Here is a 17,471-nt window from a genome sequence, read left to right on the forward strand (position 1 = left end):
AGCAATCCGCCTCTGCCCAGCCCATCACAAGCCAGGAGTCCGCCGACGTGGCCATCTCCGTTTTCGACCTCTTCTCCATAGGCATAGGTCCGTCCAGCTCGCATACGGTCGGCCCGATGCGGGCCGCCCGCATGTTCGTGGGCCGCCTGAAGAAGGACGGTCTGCTGGCGCAGACGACCGCCGTGCGGGCCGAGCTCTTCGGCTCCCTCGGCGCCACCGGCCACGGGCACGGCACGCCCAAGGCCGTCCTGCTCGGCCTGGAGGGTCACTCCCCCCGCACGGTCGACGTCGAGACCGCCGACGACGAGGTCGAGCGCATCCGCTCCACCAAGCGGCTGCGGCTGCTCGGCGCCGAGATCGGCTCCGCCCACGAGATCGACTTCGACGAGCCGGCGCAGCTGATCCTGCACCGCCGCCGCTCCCTGCCGTACCACGCCAACGGCATGACGCTCTTCGCCTACGACGAGAGCGGCGCGCCCCTGCTGGAGAAGACCTACTACTCGGTCGGCGGCGGCTTCGTCATCGACGAGGACGCGGTCGGCGCGGACCGGGTCGTCCTCGACGACACCGTGCTGAAGTACCCCTTCCGCACCGGCGACGAGCTGCTGCGCATGTCCCGGGAGACCGGCCTGTCGATCTCCGCGATGATGATGGAGAACGAGAAGGCCTGGCGCACGGAGACCGAGATCCGCGAGGGTCTCCTGGAGATCTGGCGCGTCATGCAGGCCTGCGTCGCGCGCGGCATGTCGCGCGAGGGCATCCTGCCCGGCGGCCTGAAGGTGCGCCGCCGCGCCGCGAACTCCGCCCGCCAGCTGCGCGCCGAGGGCGACGCACAGGCCCGCGCCATGGAGTGGATCACCATCTACGCCATGGCCGTCAACGAGGAGAACGCCGCGGGCGGCCGCGTGGTGACCGCCCCCACCAACGGCGCCGCCGGCATCATCCCGGCCGTTCTGCACTACTACATGAACTTCGTGCCCGGCGCGGACGAGGACGGCGTCGTCCGCTTCCTGCTCGCCGCGGGCGCCATCGGCATGCTCTTCAAGGAGAACGCCTCCATCTCCGGCGCCGAGGTCGGCTGCCAGGGCGAGGTCGGCTCCGCCTGCTCCATGGCCTCCGGCGGCCTCGCCGAGGTCCTCGGCGGCACCCCGGAGCAGGTCGAGAACGCCGCTGAGATCGGCATGGAGCACAACCTGGGCCTGACCTGCGACCCGGTCGGCGGCCTCGTCCAGATCCCCTGCATCGAGCGCAACGGCATGGCCGCCGCCAAGGCCGTCACCGCCGCCCGCATGGCGCTGCGCGGCGACGGCCGGCACCACGTGTCCCTCGACAAGGTCATCAAGACCATGAAGGAGACGGGCGCGGACATGAAGGTCAAGTACAAGGAGACGGCCCGCGGCGGACTCGCGGTCAACGTCATCGAGTGCTGATCCCTTGATCCACTGATCCGCCGGCCCGCCGGGCCCCGCACCGGGGGCGGCGGGCCGGCGGCGTTGTCAGTGGTGGCGCGTACGCTCGCGGGTATGAGTTACGCAGACCTGCGCGAACTCCAGAGCGCGCTCAGTACCGCCTCGGACATCGCCTTCTCCCTCGACGCCACACCCGCGCCCCATGAGGCCGACCAGCTGCTGGACGCGCTGCGGCGGGCGCTCTCGGCCGCGAACGCACTGGGGGCCGGGATAGGCGCTACGGGGTGCTCGGAGCATCCGCGGGGGGCCGTGGATCCCCTCTACCGGGACAAGGACGATCCGCTGCCGCAGGGCTGGGGGCGGTGTCTGCTGTGCAACGACCGGCGGCGTCGGGCCAGCGCACAGCGTCGGGGCTGGCGCTGACCCGGGGCCCGGTCCCGTAACACGGCGGGATCAGTGGTTCAGGGAGGCCCAGAACTCGTCGAAGGACAGCACGCCGTCGCTGTTGCCGTCCTTCTTGTTGATCAGCGCCTGGGCCACGGTCTCGGTCACGTTGTGGTCGCCGAGCTGAGCCATCACGCTCTTGTACTCCACCGCCGTAATGAACCCGTCGCCATCCACATCGAAACGGTTAAAAGCGGTACGTGCGGCATCCATGTCAGCCATAGGGGCCTCCCCTTGTGTGCGTGTGTGACCGGCACAGATTAGCCGCCGGTCACCAGCTCCAGATAACGCTCCCAGTCCCAGTGCGGACCGGGGTCGGCGTGGGTGGATCCGGGCACTTCGACATGGCCGATGATGCGCTCGCGGGTCGGGGGGATGGCGAAGCGGGCACAGACGGCAGCGGTGAGCTTCGCGGAGGCGCGGTAGAGAGCGTCCGTGAAGTACTCGGGCCGGTCGATCCAGCCCTCGTGCTCGATGCCGATGCTGCGGGTGTTGTACCCCCAGTTCCCGGCGTGCCAGGCGATGTCCTTCTCGCGGACGAACTGGCCGATGTAGCCGTCGGCGGAGGCGATCATGTAGTGCGCCGAGACCTTGGACTCCCGGTCGCGGAAGATCCTCATGGCGTCCGGGAAGGTCTCCTGGGTCACGTGGATCACGATGTGGTCGACCGGGTACGCGCCGGGGCGGGCCGAGGACGTGTAGTTGGCGCTGCTGGCCGGGATCCAGTGCGTCGGCGGATAGGCGGGGATCGTCACGAGGACATGACACCCGGCTACCGGTGACCCCGCAAGCCATTCAGCAGCCTTGTATAAAAATTAGCGATTCCGCCACCTCATTCATTGATTGCAAGGCTCGTGGCGCAGCTCACCTTTGATTTCAGAAGTCTCACTTTGGCCCATCGCTACCCGGCGTGACATAGTCGACGGCAGCGACCCCCATTGACCCGGGCCAGGTCGTTCACATCGCCGTGGGGGCACACCCCAACTTCCCCGCGGCCATACGAAGAGGCCCCCGCCACGTCGTCACGACGACGGATGGGGGCCTCTTCGTACGGGGCCGGTCGTTGTTTGTTGGTTGAGGACCCGCTCAGCGGTCGACCACGCGCATCTCGAACCACGTCGTCTTCCCCCGCGCCAGCAGGTCCACGCCCCACCGGTCCGAGAGCTTGTCCACCAGGAACAGCCCCCGCCCGCTGGTGTCCGTCTCCCGCACCGGCAGCAGGCACGGCAGCCCCCGCGAGGGGTCGCGCACCTCTATCCGCAGCCATCCGCGCCGGCGCAGCATCCGCAGCCCGAAGAAGCGGGCCCCGGTGTGGCGGACCGCGTTGCCGACGAGTTCGGAGACCAGCAGCACCGCGTGCTCGGTGACCTGGGCCGACAGGCCCCAGTGGCGCAGCACCACGGACTGGGTCAGCCGGCGGGCGGCGACGGCGGATTCCGGGCGGGAGGGCAGCCGGACCTCGCCGAGGGTCGGATTGCCGAACAGCTCGAGCGCCTTGAGCGCCAGCTCGTCCTCAACCGTCGGGGTCCACCGCGCAGGGGCCGTCCCGACCCGTTGCCGCGGCTGCTCCGTTCCCTCCAGGCCCGCCATGACCCCCATCATGGCCGCCCGCAAGGCGCCACGGAGGGGAACGGGGGGATTCGATTCAGCGGAGCCTGTGGTTCCGCAGCCGTCGGCCGACATATGCCAGAGGCCGCAGGCCACCCTTCAAAAGTGGACTGACCTGCGGTGACCTCAGGCGCATGAGGGGCCGTCGGGTGCGCGGGGCAGGGTCGTTCGCGGCGTCGCATACCGCCGACGGAATTCCCCCACAAGAGGCATCCTCCGGAGCACGCCCTTCCGGGCGCATTCCCCCAATCACCGGCAGCTCAGACGAACTTGGCCTTGCCGGGGCCGTCCTCCACAAAGCTGCGCATACCGATCTCCCGGTCCTCGGTGGCGAAGAGCCCCGCGAACCAGTTGCGCTCGATGGCGAGCCCGGTGTCGATGTCGGTCTCGAGACCGGTGTCCACCGCCTCCTTGGCCGCGCGCAGCGCGATGGCGGGACCGGCGGCGAGCCGGGCCGCCCAGGCGTGCGCCTGCTCGTGGACCTCGTCCGCGGGGACGACGCGGTCGACCAGGCCCAGGGCGAGTGCCTCCTCGGCCCTGACCTGACGGCCGGTGAAGATGAGGTCCTTGGCCTTGGACGGGCCGAGGAGCCGGGACAGCCGCTGGGTGCCGCCCGCGCCCGGGATGAGGCCGAGCAGGATCTCGGGCTGGCCGAGCTTGGCGTTGTCGGCGGCGATCCGGAAGTCCGCGCACAGGGCCAGCTCGCAGCCGCCGCCCAGGGCGTAGCCGGTGATGGCGGCGACCACGGGCTTGGGGATACGGGCCACGGCGGTGAAGGAGTCCTGGAGACCGCGGGAGCGCGCCACCATGGCGGCGTGGTCCATGCGCTGCATCTCCTTGATGTCCGCGCCGGCCGCGAACACCTTCTCCCCGCCCCAGATGACCACGGCCCGGACGTCGTCGCGGCGGGTCACCTCGTCGGCGAGCTCCCGCAGCCGGTCCTGGGTGGCGATGTCCAGCGCGTTCATCGGCGGACGGTCCAGTCGGACGGTACCGACGCCCTCGGCTACCTCAAGGTGCACAGTCATGACAGAAGGTTAGACCCGGCCGACGCACCGCGGCCCGGTGCACTTGGTCACAGTGCACCGGGCCGCGGTCCCCGGCTGTCCTCGAACGCCGGAGGTGCCGGGTGGGAAGCCGTCAGCTGTCCTTGCCGGGCTTGCCCCACTCGGACCACGGCATGTTCCAGCCATTGAGGCCGTTCTCCGGCTGGATCGTTTTGTCAGGGGAGTTCTTGACGACCACGACGTCACCGACGAGGGAGTTTTCGAAGAACCAGGCGGCCGGGGTGGAGGAGTCGCCGCCGCCCCGCTGGTCGAACAGGCCCACGCAGCCGTGGCTGACGTTCTCCGAGCCGAAGGTGCCCTCGCCGGACCAGTAGTTGCCGTGCAGGAACGTGCCGGAGTTGGACAGGCGCATCGCGTGCGGCACGTCCTTGATGTCGTACTCACCGCCGAAGCCGACCGTGCTGCCGTCCATGCGGGTCACTTCGAGCTTCTCGCTGATGACCATCTGGCCGTTGTACGTCGAGTGGCCCGGGGCGCCGGCCGATATCGGGACGGTCTTGAGCACCTTGCCGTCGCGCTCGACGGTCATCTGGTGGCTCTTGACGTCGACCGTGCTCACCTGGGAGCGGCCGACGGTGAACTTCACCGTCTTCGTCTGCGTGCCGTAGACGCCCTCACGGCCCTGGACGCCGTCGAGGTTCAGATTCACCGTCACCTTGGTGCCGGGCGCCCAGTACTTCTCGGGCCGGAGGTCCAGGCGGTCGTTGCCGAACCAGTGGCCCTTGACGTCCACGGCCGGCTCGGCGGTCACCTTGACGGCCCGCTCCACGGCCTTGGGGTCGGTGATGCCCCGGCTGAAATTGATCGACACGGGCATGCCCACGCCGACGGTGGTGCCGTCCTCGGGCGTGAAGTAGCCAACGAAGGTGTTCTGCGGGGTGAGGGTGGTGAACGTCGCGTGCTTTGCGGACGTACGCCCCTTCTTGTCCTTGGCGATCGCGTCCACCGTGTACTTGGTGGAGGCGCCGAGGTGGGTGGTCGGCTCCCAGGCCGCGCCACCGCTGGTTATCTTGCCGTCGATGGCGTTGCCCTTGGCGTCGGCGACCTTCACCGACGTGAGGCTGCCCTGCTCCGCCGTCACCTTGAGGGCGCCGCTCGTCGCGACGTCGCCCGCACCGTCCTTGGGCGCGATGTTCACCACGGCCTGGGAGGGTCCGTCGGCGGGCTTGTCGCCCTTGTTGCCGCTGCCGCCCCCGTCACAGGCGCTGACCAGCGTCAGCACGGTTCCGAGCAGCAGAGCGGACAGCGCACCCCGGCGCCCTCGGCTTCTCGATATCGGCTGCACATTCACAACGGATCGTCTCCCCTCGCACGGCCCGCGGCCACGCGGCGCCCCCTGAGCGCGGCAGGCGCGCTTGTCGATAGATAACCACACGCCACCGACAACGCTGACCTCGTGAATGTCACCGTTCGGTCCCAAATGGGAGCGGTGATACGAACCGTGCGCCTGTGGTGAGGGCAGTGACCGAAGTGAAGCGGCAGATTCCAGCCAGGTCAAACCGGGGATCTCAGCCGAGCGCGGAGCCGGCCCGCCACTCCTCCCACGTCATGTTCCAGCCGCCGAGCCCGTTGTCCGGCGCGACCACCCGCTCCCGGGAGCCGACGACTTCCACCACATCGCCGATCAGCGACTCGCGGTAGAACCAGCCCGCCGGGCTCGACGGGCTGCCGCCCCGCACGTCGCGCAGGCCGATGCAGCCGTGACTGGTGTTCAGGGCGCCGAAGGCGTCGGGTCCGGCCCAGTAGTTGCCGTGCAGGAACGTCCCCGAGCCGGTCAGTCGCATCGCGTGCGGTACGTCCGAGATGTCGTACTCACCACCGAAGCCCACTGTGTCCCCGTTCATCCGGGTCATGGGGAACTTCTCGCTGATCACCATCCTGCCGTTGTACGTGTCGTTGCCCCCGCCTCCGGCCGTGATGGGCAGGCTGGCCAGCGGCCTGCCGCCCCGGAAGACGTCCATGGTGTGCCCGGCCGCGTCCACCCGGCTGAACTGGCTGCGGCCGACGGTGAACCCGACGGACTTGTACTGGCTGCCGTAGACGCCCTCCGCCACCCGCACGTCCCGCAGCCGCAGGTCCATCGTGACCCGCGTGCCGGGCCTCCAGTACGTGCGCGGGCGGAAGTCCAGGCGCGCGGGGCCGAACCAGTGGGCGGCGATCTCGGTGGCCGGCCGGGCGCTCACGCTGATGGCGCGCTCGACGGCGGCCCGGTCGGTGACGGGGTGGCTGAAGCCGAACGAGACGATCATGCCCGTGCCGACGACGGACTCCGGCTCGGGCGTGAAGTAGCCGATGACACGGTGCGCGGGAACGTAGGTGGTGAAGCTGGTGTGACGGGCCGTCCGGCGTCCGGAGGCGTCCCTGGCGAGCACGTCCACCGTGTAGCGGGCGCCGAGCCCCAGGGGGCGGGCGGCGGCGGGCCGCCAGCTGTGCCCGTCACCGGAGATCCGGCCGGCGACGGTCCGCGGGCCGCCGTCCTGGAACCCGGCGACCCGCACCCGCTCCAGCCTGCCGTGCGGCACCCGCACCTCCAGCCGGTCCGTCACCTCCACACCGCTCGCGCGGTCCCGGGGGCTGACATGGATCAGCTCGCTCGCCGCCACCGGGCGCGCGTCGTCGGTGAGGGTGGTCTTCGGGGAGACGGTGGCGCACCCGGCGAGCGCGGCCAGGAACGCCAGCAGGGCGATTCCCCGTGCCGCGCGCGAGAGGGCATGTGTCACACCGGGCCCAACGACGGGCTTCCCCGCGGGAAACGTGGCTGCACTCGCTTGCTGCGCCCGATCACACGTGTGAGCGCATGCGTGGATTTGGGAAGAAGGGGGAGAAGGGCCCAATCGCCAGTCACCCGGTCCCGGGATACCGGGTGCCCGGCACGCTACCCGAGAGCCGCCGGAGGCGAAGACGTGTCGAGTGCAGCCGAGCAAGAGGCCCCACAGGCCGCCGAGTTCGGGGGCGGGCACCCGCACCGGTCCTCCCCCGGCCCGGCCGGCGTCAACGGCCGCCGGAGGGATCCCGGGCCGGGCCGCGCACCGGCGGTCGCCGTGTGGCCCGGCAGCCCGGAGCCGCTCGGGGCGCGGTTCAAGGACGGCGCGAGCGGCACCGAAGGGGTGGCGGGGACGAACTTCGCGCTGTGGGCCGGCGGGGCGGAGGCCGTGGAGGTCTGCCTCTTCGACGACACGCCGGGAGGGGGTGAAACCCGCCATCCATTGACGGAGTTGACGCACGAGGTCTGGCACGGCTTCCTGCCGGGCGTCCTGCCCGGCCGCCGCTACGGCTATCGCGTCCACGGCCGCTGGGATCCGTGGACCGGCGCCCGCTGGAACCCCGCCAAGCTGCTCCTGGACCCGTACGCGCGCGCGGTGGACGGCGAATTCGGCGGTCCGGAGCCCGGCCGCCGCGGACCGCTGCCCCCGGAGGTGTACGGACACGTGCGCGACTGGCCGCAGCAGCACGTCGCCGACACCGTCCGCGACGAGCGGGACTCGGCCCCCTGCGTCCCCAAGGGCGTGGTCGTCGCCGATGACGACGACTGGGCCGACGACCACCGCCCCAAGACGCCGTGGCCCGACTCGGTCATCTACGAGCTGCACGTCCGCGGCTTCACCATGCGTCACCCCGGCATCCCCGAGCACCTGCGCGGCACCTACGCCGGGCTCGCCCACCCGGCGGCCGTCGAACACCTGACGCGCCTGGGCGTGACGGCGGTGGAGCTGCTGCCGGTGCATCAGTTCGCCCACGAGGACCACCTGCTGCGGCGCGGACTGCGCAACTACTGGGGCTACAACTCCATCGGCTACTTCGCTCCGCACGCCGCCTACGCCGCCTCCGGGACGCGCGGCGAGCAGGTGGGCGAGTTCAAGCGGATGGTACGGGCCCTGCACGCGGCCGGCATCGAGGTCATCCTCGACGTCGTCTACAACCACACCGCCGAGAGCGGCGAGCTCGGGCCGACGCTGTCGCTGCGCGGCATCGACAACCGCCGCTACTACCGGCTGCAGGGCGATGCGCGCCGCTACGCCGACTACACCGGCTGCGGCAACACCCTCCATGTGGTGCAGCCCAATGTGCTGCGGCTGATAACCGACTCGCTGCGGTACTGGGTGACGGAGATGGGCGTCGACGGCTTCCGCTTCGACCTGGCGGCGGCGCTGGCCCGGTCCATGCACGACGTGGACATGCTCTCGCCGTTCCTCGCCGTCATCGCCCAGGACCCCGTGCTGCGGCGCGTCAAGCTCATCGCCGAGCCCTGGGACGTGGGCTCCGGCGGCTACCAGGTCGGTGCCTTCCCGCCCCTGTGGACGGAGTGGAACGACCGCTACCGCGACGCCGTCCGCGACTTCTGGCGCGGCGCCCTGCCGGACGTGCGCGACCTCGGTTACCGCCTCTCCGGCTCCAGCGACCTCTATGCCTGGGGCGGCCGGCGCCCGTACGCCTCCGTCAACTTCGTCACCGCGCACGACGGCTTCACCCTGCGCGACCTGGTCAGCTACGAGCGCAAGCACAACGAGGCCAACGGCGAGGGGAACCGGGACGGCACCGGCGACAACCGGTCCTGGAACTGCGGCGTGGAGGGTGAAACCGGCGACGCCCGCGTCCTCGCCCTGCGCAGGCGGCAGATCCGCAACCTGCTGACGACCCTGCTGCTGTCGACGGGCGTGCCGATGCTGGTGGCGGGGGACGAGATGGGCCGGACGCAGGACGGCAACAACAACGCCTACTGCCAGGACAACGAGACGGGCTGGGTCGACTGGTCCCTGCTCCGGGAACCGGGCTGGCGGGCGCCGGCCGACCTGTGCTCCCGGCTGCTGGCCCTGCGTCGCGCCCACCCCGTGCTGCGCAGCCGCTCCTTCTTCTCCGGGCGCCCGCAGAGCGCGGACGGCCTGCGCGACCTCGCCTGGTTCACGCCGGGCGGTACGGAGATGACCGAGGCCGACTGGTACGCGCCGGCCGCCACCCTCGGCATGTACCTCTCCGGACGGGACATCCCCCAGCGCGGCCGGCGGGGCGCACCGGTGACCGACGACAGCTTCCTCGCCGTCCTGCACGCCGGCGCGCGTCCCATCCGCTTCACCTTGCCGGGTCCGCCCTGGGCCCAGTCGTACGAACTCCTGGTCAACACCGCCCTGGAGGACCAGGGAACCGCTCCTGGCCTGCGCCGGGACGCGGGCAGCCGGATCTCCGTACGGGCCCGTTCGGTGCTGCTGTGGCGGGTGGTGCGGGAGCCGGCCGAGGCCGGTCCTGGTCCGCAGGTTCTGGGCCGAAAAACCGAGTGAGCGGTGTCAGTGGCGGACCGTAGTCTCCCCCCTGACGACCCCGACCCGTGAAGTGTCCCGTCGATCCGGGCGCCGTTCGGCGGTGCGCTCGCTGCTGCGCCTGTGGCCCTACGTCCGCCCGGTGCGCGGCCGCCTCGCCGTCGCCGCGCTCTCCGCCGTGCTGGCCTCGTGCCTGGGCCTGCTCATCCCGCTGACCCTCAAGTGGATGGTGGACGGGCCGGTGGCCGGGCACGACCCGTCGGGGGTATGGCTGGGCGGCAGGGGGTGTCGTTCGCCTACCGCACGGGCGGCGAGGTGCTGCCGCGCTTCGACCTCACCCTGCGGGCGGGGCGGACGGTGGCGGTCGTCGGCGCGACGGGCGCAGGGAAGTCCACGCTCGCCAAGCTCCTCGCGCGCTTCTACGACCCGGCCGGGGGCCGCGTCCTGCTCGACGGGGTCCCACTGCGCGAGCTCGCCGGTCCGGAGCTGCGGCGCGCGGTGGTGATGGTGACGCAGGAGGCGTTCCTCTTCTCCGGCACGGTCGCCGACAACATCGCCGTCGGCCGTCCCGAGGCGACCCGCGCGGAGATCGAGCGGGCGGCCAAGGCCATCGACGCACACGACTTCATCACCGCCCTGCCCGAGGGCTACGACACGGACGTCCGCAAGCACGGTGGCCGCATCTCCGCCGGCCAGCGCCAGCTGGTCGGCTTCGCCCGCGCCCTGCTCGCCGACCCGGGCGTGCTCGTCCTCGACGAGGCAACCTCCTCGCTCGACACCCCCGGCGAGCGGGCGGTGCAGCGCGCCATGCACACGGTGCTGCGCGGACGGACCGCCGTGGTCATCGCGCACCGGCTGTCGACCGTGGAGATCGCCGACCGGGTGCTGGTGATGGCCGACGGCCGCGTGGTGGAGGACGGCACTCCGGCCGAACTCGCGGCGGGGGCCGGGCGCTTCGCTGACCTGCACCGGGCCTGGCGGGACAGCCTGGTCTGAACGCCCGTTATACGGACATCGATCTTTGGCCAACGGACATTTTCCGGCCAACTTGTTGACGCGCCCCTGACACCTGCGTCACGGCGGTGGGACTCTTCACCTCAACCGGCGTGGAAGGCCCCCCACTCTCTCCCCACCCGCCCGAGCCGGCCAACACGATATTTCCGCTTTCCCCCCTTTCTCCATTCGTTCTGCCGTGCTCTGCCCGGTCGGCCATCTCGCCGCCCGGTCGCCCACCGGCCGCACCCACCTCGAGGCGGCCACCGCAGAAGGAGTCAGTGTGAGACCCACCCCCCAAAGACGCGCCGTCGCCACCGGCGCCCTCGTCGCCGTCACGGCGATGCTCGCCGCAGGCGTACAAGGCACAGCCAGTGCCCGCACCGACGACGCCGGCCAGAGCCGGCCGGCCCTCGCCAAGGCCGACCCCGGCACCCTTCCTGCCAAGCTGTCGCCCTCGCAGCGCGCGGAGCTGATACGCGAGGCCAACGCGACCAAGGCGCAGACCGCGAAGACCCTCGGCCTCGGCGCCAAGGAGCAGCTGGTCGTCCGCGACGTCAGCAAGGACGTCAACGGCACGCTCCACACCCGCTACGAGCGCACCTACGACGGCCTGCCCGTCCTCGGCGGCGACCTGGTGGTCGACGCGACCAAGGGCGGCACGGTCAAGACCGTCGCCAAGGCGACCAAGGCGCGGATGGCGGTGGCGACGACCACCCCGTCACTCGCGGCGGCCACCGCGGAGAAGGACGCCGTCAAGTCCGCCACGGCCAAGGGCTCGAAGGCCACCAAGGCCGACCGGGCGCCGCGCAAGGTGATCTGGGCGGCCGGCGGCACCCCGGTCCTCGCCTACGAGACCGTCGTCGGCGGGCTCCAGGAGGACGGCACCCCGAACGAGCTGCACGTCATCACCGACGCGAAGAGCGGCGAGAAGCTCTTCGAGTTCCAGGGCGTCAAGCAGGGCACCGGCAACAGCCAGTACAGCGGCAAGGTCACCATCGGCACCTCGGGCTCGGGCAGCTCGTACCAGCTCACCGACGCCTCGCGCGGCGGCCACAAGACGTACAACCTCAACCACGGCTCGTCCGGCACCGGCACGCTGTTCACCGACTCCGACGACGTCTGGGGCAACGGCACGACCGGCGACGCGGCCACGGCCGGCGTCGACGCGGCCTACGGCGCCCAGCTGACCTGGGACTACTACAAGAACGTCCATGGGCGCACCGGCATCAAGGGCGACGGGGTCGGCGCCTACAGCCGCGTCCACTACGGCAACGCCTATGTCAACGCCTTCTGGTCCGACCAGTGCTTCTGCATGACCTACGGCGACGGCTCGGGCAACGCCAAGCCGCTGACCTCCATCGACGTGGCCGCCCACGAGATGACGCACGGCGTCACCTCGGCCACCGCCAACCTCACCTACAGCGGCGAGTCCGGTGGTCTGAACGAGGCGACCTCCGACATCTTCGCCGCGGCCGTGGAGTTCTGGGCCAACAACCCCAGCGACCCCGGCGACTACCTGGTCGGCGAGAAGATCGACATCCGGGGCAACGGCACCCCGCTGCGCTACATGGACAAGCCCAGCAAGGACGGCCAGTCCAAGGACAGCTGGTACTCCGGCCTGGGCGGCATCGACGTGCACTACTCCTCGGGCCCGGCCAACCACTGGTTCTACCTCGCCTCCGAGGGCAGCGGCCCCAAGACGGTCAACAACGTCAAGTACGACTCGCCGACCTCCGACGGGCTTCCGGTCACCGGCATCGGCCGGGACAACGCCGCGAAGATCTGGTTCAAGGCGCTCACCCAGCGCATGCAGTCCAACACCAACTACGCGGGCGCGCGGGACGCGACGCTGTGGGCCGCCGGTGAGCTCTTCGGCGTCGGCAGCGAGACGTACAACAACGCGGCCAACGCGTGGGCGGCCATCAACGTCGGCAGCCGGGTCTCCTCCGGCGTCTCGGTCGCCAGCCCGGGCGACCAGACCTCCATCGTGAACACCGCCGTCTCCCTGCAGATCAAGGCGTCCAGCTCCACCACGGGCTCCCTGACCTACTCGGCCACCGGCCTGCCCGCCGGCCTGTCGATCAACTCCTCGACCGGCCTGATCACAGGCACCCCGACCACCACCGGCACCAGCAATGTGACGGTGACGGTCAAGGACGCGGGCGGCAAGACGGGCACCGCCTCCTTCAAGTGGACCGTGAACACCTCGGGCGGTGGCAGCGTCTTCGAGAACACCACCCCGGTCGCGATCCCGGACGCCGGCTCCGCCGTCACCTCGCCGATCATCGTGACCCGCAGCGGTAACGGTTCCTCGGCGCTCAAGGTGGACGTGAACATCACGCACACCTACCGCGGTGACCTCAAGATCTCCCTGGTCGCCCCCGACGGCAAGACGTGGAACCTGAAGGACTCCGACGCCTGGGACTCCGCCGAGGACGTCAAGGAGACCTACACCGTCGACGCCTCCGGCGTCTCCGCCAGCGGTACCTGGAAGCTGCAGGTCCAGGACGTCTACGCCAACGACGACGGCACCGTCAACAGCTGGAAGCTCAGCTTCTGACCGGGTGAAGACCCGCACCGCGGGCTGAACCGGGCGCCGTCCGGGGTGAGTCATCCTCCCCCGGACGGTGCCTCAGCCGTTCCGGGTCACCGCATCAGCACCCCGGCCGCCTCGCCCGCCGCCTCCGACGGCACCGCCACCAGCCCCAGCTCGGCCCCGCCGGCCAGCAGCCGGTGCGAGGGCAGGATGCGCACGGTGTAGCCGAAGGGGCCCGTGCGGTCGAGGGTCAGCGGGCCCTCGTAGAGCCGCCGCCCGTCCATCGCCGGGGCACCGGTCGCCTTGAGCGGGAAGGCGACCGTCCGCGCCAGCCGGTCGGACTGGTCGACCCGCCCCGCGACGGCCTGCACCTCCACGTCCGAGGGGTCCAGCTCGCCCAGCGTCACGCTCACCCGCAGCGAGACCGTGGAACCCAGCTCGGCCGTGCCGTTCAGCGGCCCGTCCGACACCGTCTCCACATGGTCCACGGCCACGGCCGGCCACGCCGCCCGCACCCGTGCCTTCCACACGGCCAGCTCCCGCGCCGCCGTGGGGTCCAGGGCCCGCTGCGCCTCGGCGGCGGGCCCGTAGAGCTGCTCCACGTACTCGCGCACCATGCGCCCGGCGAGCACCTTCGGCCCGAGCGTGGCCAGCGTCCGCCGGACCATCTCGATCCAGCGGCCCGGCAGCCCGCCCGTGCCCCGGTCGTAGAAGCGCGGTGCCACCCGCTGCGCCAGCAGGTCGTACAGCGCCGTCGCCTCCAGGTCGTCGCGGCGGTCCTCGTCCATGGCCGCGCCGTCGGCGGTGGGGACGGCCCAGCCGAAGTCCGGCTCGTACCACTCGTCCCACCAGCCGTCCAGGACGGACAGGTTCAGACAGCCGTTGAGGGCGGCCTTCATGCCCGAAGTGCCACACGCCTCCAGGGGCCGCAGCGGGTTGTTGAGCCAGACGTCACAGCCGGGGTAGAGCTTCTGGGCCATCGCCATGCCGTAATCCGGCAGGAAGACGATGCGGTGGCGCACGCGCGGGTCGTCGGCGAAGCGGACGAGCTCCTGGACGAGCCGCTTGCCGCTGTCGTCCGCCGGGTGGGCCTTGCCCGCGACGACGATCTGGACCGGCCGCTCGGGGTGGAGCAGCAGTTCCGTCAGCCGCTCGCGGTCGCGCAGCATCAGTGTGAGCCGTTTGTACGACGGGACGCGCCGGGCGAAGCCGATGGTGAGGACGTCCGGGTCGAGGACGCCGTCGATCCAGCCGAGCTCGGCGGTGCCGGCGCCGCGCGCCCGCCAGGAGGCGCGCAGCCGCTCCCGTACCTCCTCCACCAGCTGTTCGCGCAGGGTGCGCCGCAGCTCCCAGATGTCGGCGTCGGGGATGTCGGCGACGGAGTCCCAGCGCTCGGAGCCGCCGACGGTCAGGGCGTCCTCGGCCCGGGCGAGGCCGATCTGGCGGGCGCCGAGGCGGAAGACCTCGGGCGCCACCCAGGTGGGGGCGTGGACGCCGTTGGTGATGGAGGTGATCGGCACCTCCTCGGCGTCGAAGCCCGGCCACAGCCCGGCGAACATCCCCCGGCTGACCTGGCCGTGCAGGGTGGAGACGCCGTTGGCGCGCTGGGCCAGACGCAGGCCCATGACGGCCATGTTGAAGAGGTTGGCCTCCCCGCCGGGGTAGTCCTCCCGGCCGAGAGCGAGGACGCGGTCGACGTCGATGCCGGGCAGCTCGCCGCCCTCGCCGAAGTGCCGGGCGACCAGGGAGGCCTCGAAGCGGTCGATGCCGGCGGGGACGGGGGTGTGGGTGGTGAAGACGGCACCGGCGCGGACGCACTCCAGCGCGGCGTCGAAGTCGGCGCCCTCCTCGCACAGTTCGCGGATGCGTTCGAGGCCGAGGAAGCCGGCGTGGCCCTCGTTGGTGTGGAAGACCTCGGGCCCGGCGTGTCCGGTCAGCCGGCAGTACGTACGGACGGCGCGCACCCCGCCGATGCCCAGCAGCATCTCCTGCAGCAGCCGGTGTTCGCTGCCACCGCCGTAGAGCCGGTCGGTGACGTCGCGCTCGCCGGGGCCGTTGTCCTCCACGTCGGAGTCCAGGAGCAGCAGCGGCACCCGGCCGACCTGCGCCTTCCAGACGGAGGCGTGCAGGGACCGGCCGCCGGGCAGGGCGAGGGTGACCCGGCTGGGGGTGCCGTCGGGCTCGCGGAGCAGGGACAGCGGGAGCTCGTCGGGGTCGAGCAGGGGGTAGTGCTCCTGCTGCCAGCCCTCGCGGGAGAGGGACTGCCGGAAATAGCCGTGGCGGTAGAGCAGCCCGACGCCGATGAGGGGAACGCCCAGGTCGCTGGCGGACTTCAGGTGGTCTCCGGCGAGGATGCCGAGGCCGCCGCTGTACTGCGGCAGGGCCGCGGTGATGCCGAACTCGGGTGAGAAGTAGGCGACGGCGGCCGGCAGCCCGGCGGGCTGTTCCTGGTACCACCGGCGGCCGGTCACATAGTCGTGCAGATCATCGGCGGCCGCCGCGAGCCGCCGGCGGAAGCGGCGGTCGTCGGCGAGGGCGGCCAGCCGGGTGGCGGACACGGAACCCAGCAGCCGCAGCGGGTCGCCACCTGCGGCCTGCCACCCCTCGGGGTCGACGGACTGGAACAGTTCGCGGGTCTCGGGGTGCCAGGACCAGCGCAGATTTCGCGCCAGCTCGCTGAGCGGTCGTAGGGGCTCCGGAAGGACGGGACGCACGCTGAATCGACGAATGGCCTTCACCCCCACGACGTTAGCGGCGCGGCGCCCGCCGTTCGCCCTCATGCGGGCAAGTGCCCCCTTCTGCCTGACCCGTCACCGCTGCCTGACCCTGACAGGGTCAGGCGGACGGCGGACACCTGCTGTTGACTGGGCGCATGGACACACCGCCCGAGCTGGGGAACTTCCTGCGTACACGCCGTGCCGCGCTCCGGCCGGAGGACGTGGGCCTGATCCCGTACGGCCGTACGCGGCGCGTGCCGGGGCTGCGGCGCGAGGAGCTGGCGCAGCTGGCAGGCGTGAGCGTGGCCTACTACACGCGGCTGGAGCAGGGGCAGGCGGCGGGCGCCTCGGACGAGGTGCTGGACGCGATCGCCCGGGCGCTGGGGCTGACGCCGGACGAGCACCGGCACCTGAGGAACCTGGCCCGCCCGGGACGGGCGGCGCGCCGTCCGGCGGCCCGGCCGGCGACGGCCGGGGCGGGGGTGCGGCAACTGGTCGCGGCCATGTCCGCGGTGCCGGCGGTGATCGTCGACCACCGCTTCGACGTGCTGGGCTGGAACGCGCTGGGCCATGCGCTGCTCGCGGGCCACCTCGCCGCGGACAGCCCGGACCGCCCGGCCGGCCGCCCCAACACCCAGCGGCTGTTCTTCCTCGACCCTCACGCGCGGGAGCTGTATCCGCAGTGGGAGGCGGAGGCGCGGCGCGCGGTCTCCTCGCTGCGGCTGGCGGCGGGCGAGCATCCCGACGACCGGCGGCTGGCGGAGCTGATCGGCGAGCTGACCATGCGCAGCCCCGAGTTCGCGGCGCTGTGGTCCCGTCATCCGGTGCGAGGGTGCACCTCGGGCGTGAAGGCCTTCCACCATCCGGTGGTGGGGGCGATGGAGCTGTCGTTCGAGATGTTGCGGCTGCCGGGCACCGATGGCCAGGGCGTGGTCGCCTTCAGTGCGGAGCCGGGGTCGGCCTCGGAGGCGGCGCTGCGACTGCTCACCGCGGCGGGCGGGTTGGGCGGTCCCGGGCAGGAGCACGGAGGGACGGCGGCTTTGGTGCCGGACGGGCGGACCGGCTGATGTCATCACCCGACGGGAAGCACTGCGAAAAGTACTAGGCAGAATTACGCCGCGCGTACAGCAGTACTGTCCAAGGCCAGAAGCCGCTACGACCTTCGAAGGCAGCGCCGTGTGCCCGTTCCCCCGTACGGCCGTCGATTACCCCCTTTCGTCACATTGCACGCGATCGGCCCGTCGAGGAGACTCCGTACGGGTGACGGAGGAATGGCCGCCCTCCGCACGGAGTGCCACGGGAGCTACGCACGAGTAGTTCACACGGTCGGGGCATGACCGGGCGGGCCCGGTGGGAAAGCTCAACCGGTACGCAAGGAAGCCCGTCCGGCGTCCTGCTCCCGGCTCCCGTTCCCCCTGCCCGGTTTTCCCCCTCTCCCGCGC

General features: G+C 71.4%; 12 protein-coding genes and 1 pseudogene. 6 read left to right on the top strand and 7 right to left on the bottom strand.

Annotation, left to right across the window (positions count from 1 at the left end; all coding sequences use genetic code 11):
• Positions 1-47: 47 nt before the first annotated feature.
• Positions 48-1,430, top strand: coding sequence for an L-serine ammonia-lyase (locus tag AB0F13_RS12490; protein ID WP_362079423.1), 1,383 nt, complete (start codon positions 48-50; stop codon positions 1,428-1,430).
• A 93-nt stretch (positions 1,431-1,523) separates the two neighbouring features.
• Positions 1,524-1,832, top strand: a complete 309-nt coding sequence (locus AB0F13_RS12495) for a hypothetical protein (RefSeq protein ID WP_362079426.1) — start codon at positions 1,524-1,526, stop codon at positions 1,830-1,832.
• 30 nt (positions 1,833-1,862) lie between these two features.
• On the opposite strand, the gene AB0F13_RS12500 is transcribed toward AB0F13_RS12495, so the two are convergent.
• From AB0F13_RS12500 to AB0F13_RS12525, 6 genes are all read right to left on the bottom strand, one after another.
• Complete coding sequence (locus AB0F13_RS12500) at positions 1,863-2,075, bottom strand: EF-hand domain-containing protein (protein WP_362079428.1); 213 nt, start codon at positions 2,073-2,075, stop codon at positions 1,863-1,865.
• Between the two features lie 38 nt (positions 2,076-2,113).
• Complete coding sequence (locus tag AB0F13_RS12505) at positions 2,114-2,608, bottom strand: N-acetylmuramoyl-L-alanine amidase (protein WP_362079431.1); 495 nt, start codon at positions 2,606-2,608, stop codon at positions 2,114-2,116.
• Between the two features lie 331 nt (positions 2,609-2,939).
• On the bottom strand, positions 2,940-3,443 hold the full coding sequence (locus AB0F13_RS12510; protein ID WP_362079434.1) for an ATP-binding protein: 504 nt from the start codon (positions 3,441-3,443) through the stop codon (positions 2,940-2,942).
• A 278-nt stretch (positions 3,444-3,721) separates the two neighbouring features.
• On the bottom strand, positions 3,722-4,489 hold the full coding sequence (locus AB0F13_RS12515; RefSeq protein ID WP_362079437.1) for an enoyl-CoA hydratase-related protein: 768 nt from the start codon (positions 4,487-4,489) through the stop codon (positions 3,722-3,724).
• Positions 4,490-4,601: 112 nt separating this feature from the next.
• Complete coding sequence (locus AB0F13_RS12520; protein WP_362079440.1) at positions 4,602-5,819, bottom strand: Ig-like domain-containing protein; 1,218 nt, start codon at positions 5,817-5,819, stop codon at positions 4,602-4,604.
• A 217-nt stretch (positions 5,820-6,036) separates the two neighbouring features.
• Positions 6,037-7,248 (bottom strand): Ig-like domain-containing protein, encoded by a 1,212-nt coding sequence (locus AB0F13_RS12525; RefSeq protein WP_362079443.1) that lies wholly within the window; start codon positions 7,246-7,248, stop codon positions 6,037-6,039.
• Positions 7,249-7,431: 183 nt separating this feature from the next.
• On the opposite strand from AB0F13_RS12525, the gene glgX reads away from it, so the two are divergent.
• The 3 genes and pseudogenes from glgX to AB0F13_RS12540 all read left to right on the top strand — a co-directional run bounded on the left by glgX (position 7,432) and on the right by AB0F13_RS12540 (position 13,336).
• Complete coding sequence (gene glgX, locus AB0F13_RS12530; protein WP_362079446.1) at positions 7,432-9,801, top strand: glycogen debranching protein GlgX; 2,370 nt, start codon at positions 7,432-7,434, stop codon at positions 9,799-9,801.
• Between the two features lie 261 nt (positions 9,802-10,062).
• Positions 10,063-10,776: pseudogene (locus AB0F13_RS12535) on the top strand (ATP-binding cassette domain-containing protein); the annotation flags it as partial.
• Positions 10,777-11,056: 280 nt separating this feature from the next.
• A complete protein-coding gene (locus tag AB0F13_RS12540; protein ID WP_362079449.1) occupies positions 11,057-13,336 on the top strand; it encodes a M4 family metallopeptidase in 2,280 nt (759 codons plus the stop codon).
• Between the two features lie 86 nt (positions 13,337-13,422).
• On the opposite strand, the gene glgP is transcribed toward AB0F13_RS12540, so the two are convergent.
• Positions 13,423-16,050, bottom strand: a complete 2,628-nt coding sequence (gene glgP / locus AB0F13_RS12545; protein WP_362079452.1) for an alpha-glucan family phosphorylase — start codon at positions 16,048-16,050, stop codon at positions 13,423-13,425.
• Between the two features lie 134 nt (positions 16,051-16,184).
• Between glgP and AB0F13_RS12550 the strand changes: the two genes are divergently transcribed.
• Complete coding sequence (locus AB0F13_RS12550; protein ID WP_362079455.1) at positions 16,185-17,096, top strand: helix-turn-helix transcriptional regulator; 912 nt, start codon at positions 16,185-16,187, stop codon at positions 17,094-17,096.
• Positions 17,097-17,471 lie beyond the last annotated feature (375 nt).

Origin of the sequence: Streptomyces sp. NPDC026206 (assembly GCF_040638465.1) — a bacterium.
GTDB lineage: Bacteria > Actinomycetota > Actinomycetes > Streptomycetales > Streptomycetaceae > Streptomyces.

Coding starts and splice junctions, on each gene's coding strand:
- AB0F13_RS12495 (WP_362079426.1), top strand. CDS start 1,524: ATGAGTTACGCAGACCTGCGCGAACTCCAGAGCGCGCTCAGTACCGCC.
- AB0F13_RS12500 (WP_362079428.1), bottom strand. CDS start 2,075: ATGGCTGACATGGATGCCGCACGTACCGCTTTTAACCGTTTCGATGTG.
- AB0F13_RS12510 (WP_362079434.1), bottom strand. CDS start 3,443: ATGGCGGGCCTGGAGGGAACGGAGCAGCCGCGGCAACGGGTCGGGACG.
- AB0F13_RS12515 (WP_362079437.1), bottom strand. CDS start 4,489: ATGACTGTGCACCTTGAGGTAGCCGAGGGCGTCGGTACCGTCCGACTG.
- AB0F13_RS12550 (WP_362079455.1), top strand. CDS start 16,185: ATGGACACACCGCCCGAGCTGGGGAACTTCCTGCGTACACGCCGTGCC.